The following is a 4,517-nucleotide window of genomic DNA, read 5'->3' as shown; positions in this document are numbered from 1 at the left end:
TCCAACATACTGAATTGGGGATTTAGTATGGTATTCTGTGCTAAATAAGCAATGCGATAATTCTTCGCTTTTAGAACTTGACCCTCTACTGGGCGCAGCTCCCCCAGAATGAGTTTAATTAAAGTTGTTTTCCCCGATCCATTGGGACCAATTAAACCAATTCTGCTATTATGTTCAATGGTGCAATTGACGTTTCTGAGAACATAATTACCTCCAAATTCTATTCCCAGATCAACGCATTGGATAATGCTCATTTAGTACTCGCTTTCAATATAATGATTTTGTTCAAACCAAAATATTTGCTGCCGGATGTTGTCAATACTCAATTTAAAATTGAAGACCGCCTTAAATAAGGCGGTCTCTTATTAGTCAGTATTTGTAACTTATTTAGATTGTTGAAGCTCTTGTAGGTGTTTCACATAGTTTTGAGCACCACCTGGTTGATAGCCGGTACGGGCAATCTCTTTACCTTCCTCATCTACCAATAGAATCGTAGGATAGCCTTGGATACCAAACTGTCTTTGCAAATATTGATTCTGCTTTTTGAGTTCTGAGGATTGATCAATATTGCGAGGAAAATCTAGCTTCAATAAGATCAAATTCTCTTGGGCATATTCCTTAAAAGCATCTTGAGTAAATACTTCAGAAGAGAGACGAACACACCATCCGCACCAATCTGATCCAGTAAAGTTCACTAAAACCTTTTTACCAGATTGTCTGGCATAACTTATAGCAAGTTCCCAGTTATCTATCCAGGTGCCAGCTTCATATTCTTTCTCAGACTGGGTTGTTTCTACCACAGGGCTCTCTTCAACTACGGGCTCTTGTTTAGGAGCGGGGGTACAACCTAATACCGCAGTCATTGAGGCGATTATCAATATCAATATATATCTCATTAGCTTACCTCGATATCGTTTATAAAGATTTTTACAATAACATCCGCTGCCTTTTTGAGCATATCATTCACGCCACAATATTTTTCGGTAGAAAGCCTAACAGCCTTAACAACTTTATCTTGAGGCAGATTGTTGCCTGAGAATTTGAAGAAAACCCTTATCGTATGATATACAACCGGATGCTCATCTGTAGAATCTCCCTCTGCTTCTATTTCGAAGCTAAAATTCTTGACTTGCATCTTATTTAGTATCGACACTATGTCCATCCCAGAACAACCGGCTAATGCAGCCAATAAAAGCGGCTTGGGACGCGGGCCAGTATCGTTTCCACCATACTCTTTAGCTCCATCCATTTTTACATGATGACCAGTAACGAAAGAATCAAAACTCAGGTCACCAGTCCATTTCGTTACTACAGAATCAGCCATTGTTTACACCTCAATGTAAGATTCCTTCAGCACCTCTTCATATTTCTCTACATATTTTTTGAAGGAGTTGTATATGTCCGCAACTTCTTTGGGCTGTAGCTTTTCTATGAGGCTTTTCTGCTGATCCAATACTGTTTTCTGGCTATTCTCAGCCAATTTCATGCCTTTATCAGTAATGATGGCAAACCAGCAACGGCGATCGTCTTCACTTGGTTTACGTGTTACCAGTTTTTTGTTTACGAGGTTGTCCATAATGCGAGTAACACGACTATGTGATACATTTAATACTTTTGCCAATTCATTCATATTGGCAGGAGTTTTCGTGCTGAAAAGATGATTTAACAGCATACACTCCATCCGTCCAGCCTGTAAGCAGGCCTTTTGGGCATAATCAATTTCGCTTAACACTACTTGTAAGCGTGTAATTAGGTCATGGAATTCTTCTGGGTAGTTTTTCATTGTTTCTCTCCTATCGTTTGTTTATTTATTCCCAATAGTTTATCTATTTTTGCTCTATCAAATCCAATTATCGGTGTACCATTTATCCATGTTTGTGGAACCCCTTGTTGTCCGGTTTTCTTAATCATATCGTTTAGGGCTTTTGTATCCTTGGATACATCTATGTCTTTATAGATAAAACTATTTTCTCTTAAGTAGCTTTTCAACTTCTTGCACCAAGAGCAAGTAGGTGTGCTAAAAACTATTATACTAGGTTTCATATCTGCTCCTTGATTAATATTATAGGGCAAACATTCTAAAAGGCAAAACTTTTTTTGGTTTTGCATCAAATTGATTAAATAGTCCTTACAACATATTGTCGAGTAGACTATTACTTTTTTGATTCAGACCCATGTATCTTATTGTGATGCAAGTAATAATAGTTTTTGTATCTTATGCTTGTGTTTAGTATTAATCATGCATCTTTCCTTTGCTGATAGTTCAAGTATGTTAGTAGAATTTTATTGGTAACAATAGGCGAGATTCAATTGATGAAATAAGCTTTCCCAGCCTTTTACATATAATTCTTACGCACGAGTGACGCTCACTGTTTAAATATAGCTTGCCATCTATGCTAGTACTATAAATATTGGTTTTTAGTATAACTAGTAAAGGAATTGAGTATGCGATCTACTTTTGTATGTACAGATTGTGGTTATGAAACAAACAAATGGAGTGGAAAATGCCCAAATTGCGGTAGTTGGAGTACCCTAAAGGAAACGAACCGCATTATTGGCAAAGGCAATATTTCGCAATCAACGCATCAGCGTACAAAACCTCTACAAATTGCTAGTCTTTCACCTCAAACCGAAGAACGATTAAAATCTGGAAACGCAGAATTAGACTTAGTATTAGGTGGTGGAATCGTTCCAGGCATGCTCATTTTAATTGGCGGCGAACCGGGGATTGGCAAATCTACGCTAATGCTACAGCTCTCCGAGTGGCTTGGGCAAAGTGGAAGAAAGGTACTTTATTGTTCGGGTGAAGAGAGCTCTGCCCAAATCCATATGCGTAGCAAACGTCTGCAAGTTAAGAGTGACAATATTTTGTTACTGTGCACAAATGATACCGAGCACATAATTGAATGTATAGAAGAAGAAAAACCAGCTTTAGCAATTGTAGATAGCATACAATCCATCAGTGTAAACAGTCTTGAGAGTATCCCAGGCAGTATTACTCAGCTGAAGGAAAGCACAAATAGATTATTGAGGTGCGGGAAGCATTTGGGAATTCCAGTTTTTATGGTAGGTCATGTTACAAAAGAAGGTTATGTAGCTGGGCCTAAAATTTTGGAACACATGGTAGATACAGTTCTCTATTTTGAAGGAGAAATGCGAAACCAGTATAAAATTCTTCGTGCTGTAAAAAACAGATTTGGCTCTACAAATGAAATTGGTTTGTTTGAGATGACAAATCTTGGTTTGGTTTCGATTGAGAGTCCCAATTCGGTATTTCTAAGTAATGAATTAGCTCAGATCGGCACTTCTATTGGTTGCATTATTGAAGGAAGCAGAAGCTTTATTGTCGAAGTACAATCTTTGGCTACCGGTTCAAATTATGGTACTCCCCAACGAGTGGTAGCAGGATTGGAGCAAAAGAAACTGGCAATACTGCTAGCTATTTTAGAGAAGAATCTATCCTTGTATCTTAGGAGTAATGATGTATTTATTAACCTTGCTGGTGGAATTAGATCCTCAGATCCTTCTCTAGATTTGGCAATTATTGCGGCAATTATCAGCAGTTTGAAAGATAGCCCCTTACCAGACAACTCTGTATTTATCGGTGAAGTAGGCTTAAATGGAGAAATAAGACCTGTTTCACAGCTAGAAGCTAGGATCTCAGAAGCAGCTAAACTAGGCTACAGCAATATCTTTGTTTCTGGTTTTGCAAAGCTGAAAAACCAAACAAATGTCCACAAATTAAAAGACATCAAAGCGCTCTTTGCGGCGATTACTTAGGTGCGTACTTTGCCAATTAATTCATTTATACTCTTATTATGGGCAAGCAAGAACTCGCCTAACCCCATAATCAACTCTGGAGCTGCCAAAGGATTTATAAAATTCGCTGTCCCCAATGCTATAGCTGATGCTCCAGCCCAAATGAATTCTAACGCATCTCTCCAGTTATAGATCCCCCCCATTGCCAATATCGGTATCTTTACAGTTTGAGCCACCTTGTATGTAAGAGCTAGAGCAATTGGTTTTATGCCACAACCCGTATAACCTGCTATCCCTTTCTTGATAAAAGATTTCCCATTTCTATAGTCTATTGCCATGCCATACAGACTATTTATTAGAGCTATGGAACTTGCTCCTGCTTCTTCGGCAGCTTGGGCTATTGAGGATATATCGCTTACATTCGGGCTTAATTTTATACAGAGTTCTTTGCTGGTAAGCTTGGCTAAAGCTTCTACAAGATGAAATACAGTATTAGCTTCTCTACCAAATGCAATGCCCTCATTTTCTACGTTTGGGCAGGATACATTAATTTCGTATCCAGATATTTCCGGGCAGCATTCCAAGCGCTCAAGCATGGCGCAGAATTCTGCTATGCTTGCTCCAGATATACTAACAATCAGAGGCATTGTAAGCTTCTTATTGTAGATTGGCACCTTCTCTTTGATAAAAGCATCCAATCCCGAATTTTGCAATCCAATGGAGTTTAACAAGCCCGCGTCTGTTTCGTATAACCTCGG

General features: G+C 38.6%; 7 protein-coding genes. 1 reads left to right on the top strand and 6 read right to left on the bottom strand.

From position 1 onward, the window contains the following. From LHW48_05365 to LHW48_05345, 5 genes are all read right to left on the bottom strand, one after another. A partial coding sequence (locus tag LHW48_05365; GenBank protein ID MCB5259892.1) for an ATP-binding cassette domain-containing protein occupies positions 1-254 on the bottom strand: 254 nt, incomplete at its 3' end. 129 nt (positions 255-383) lie between these two features. Beyond that, positions 384-896, bottom strand: coding sequence for a thioredoxin family protein (locus tag LHW48_05360; GenBank protein ID MCB5259891.1), 513 nt, complete (start codon positions 894-896; stop codon positions 384-386). Continuing rightward, positions 896-1,324 carry an OsmC family protein gene (locus LHW48_05355; protein ID MCB5259890.1) on the bottom strand — a complete coding sequence of 143 codons (429 nt, stop codon included), beginning with the start codon at positions 1,322-1,324 and terminating at the stop codon, positions 896-898. Before LHW48_05355 ends, LHW48_05360 begins: the two co-directional genes overlap by 1 nt. Positions 1,325-1,327: 3 nt before the next feature. Next, a complete protein-coding gene (locus tag LHW48_05350; protein ID MCB5259889.1) occupies positions 1,328-1,783 on the bottom strand; it encodes a MarR family transcriptional regulator in 456 nt (151 codons plus the stop codon). Continuing rightward, positions 1,780-2,043 carry an NrdH-redoxin gene (locus tag LHW48_05345; GenBank protein MCB5259888.1) on the bottom strand — a complete coding sequence of 88 codons (264 nt, stop codon included), beginning with the start codon at positions 2,041-2,043 and terminating at the stop codon, positions 1,780-1,782. The genes LHW48_05350 and LHW48_05345 overlap by 4 nt, the downstream gene beginning before the upstream one ends. Positions 2,044-2,445: 402 nt before the next feature. Here LHW48_05345 and radA point away from each other — a divergent pair, with 402 nt between their 5' ends. After that, on the top strand, positions 2,446-3,780 hold the full coding sequence (gene radA, locus LHW48_05340) for a DNA repair protein RadA (protein MCB5259887.1): 1,335 nt from the start codon (positions 2,446-2,448) through the stop codon (positions 3,778-3,780). Here the strand turns inward: radA and LHW48_05335 are convergent. Continuing rightward, the coding region (locus LHW48_05335; GenBank protein ID MCB5259886.1) for a dihydroorotate dehydrogenase at positions 3,777-4,517 on the bottom strand (741 nt) is incomplete at its 5' end. The two genes, radA and LHW48_05335, sit on opposite strands and share 4 nt — an antisense overlap.

This window comes from Candidatus Cloacimonadota bacterium, assembly GCA_020532355.1.
GTDB lineage: Bacteria > Cloacimonadota > Cloacimonadia > Cloacimonadales > Cloacimonadaceae > UBA5456.
The sequence above is the reverse complement of the archived record's forward strand: the minus strand, read 5'-3'. Positions and strand labels throughout refer to the sequence as shown.